The sequence below is a fragment of the Corallococcus terminator genome (assembly GCF_003611635.1).
GTDB lineage: Bacteria > Myxococcota > Myxococcia > Myxococcales > Myxococcaceae > Corallococcus > Corallococcus terminator.
On sequence record NZ_RAVZ01000767.1, the window covers coordinates 1 to 597 of the forward strand.

Consider the following 597-nt stretch of genomic DNA (forward strand, 5'->3'; position numbering starts at 1 on the left):
GACCTGTAGGAACCTCCCGCCGAGTCCGCGAGCAGTTCGACGGTAGGGGCCACGGTGTCACGTCGAATATCAGTCTTGATCAGGTAAGGAGCGACAGGGACTGTCAGTCCGCTGTTTGCCGGCAGCGCGGCGTCCACGCCCCACACGAAATAGGTTGTCGAGGTATCGACGACCGCCGGCAGCGTCACGCTCCACGTCCCATTCCCGTTGCGCGTGGCGGAGACGGTTTCCGTCAGCGCGCCGGAACGTCGGCCGAAGATACCCGTGACGCCAGCACCGACGTCTGCGGGGGAGACGGTGAGCGTCACCGTATTCGCGTTGGTGTAGGGCGGCGGTGTGACGGCGAAGGAGAGGACGGGCGGAGTGCGGTCGAGCGCGAACGCGGCCGGCTTCGAGGTGCAGTTGCCAACGACGTCGCACGCCTTGAACGTGGCCGTCACCGGCCCATCGCCGTTGTTCGCGGCGGGGGACCAACTTCCCACCAGGTGCTGCAACCCCGACGTGGCCGCACCCGGCAGGCCCGTGAGCGCGTGGGACACAAGCCCGTTGGCATCCGTGGCGTCGGCGGCCACCGGCACGGCCGCCGCGCCGTAGAAG

The 597-nt window shown here is 68.3% G+C and carries 1 pseudogene; it reads right to left on the minus strand.

The features are described 5' to 3' along the window. Positions 1-597, minus strand: a pseudogene (locus D7V88_RS43525) (hypothetical protein); the annotation flags it as partial.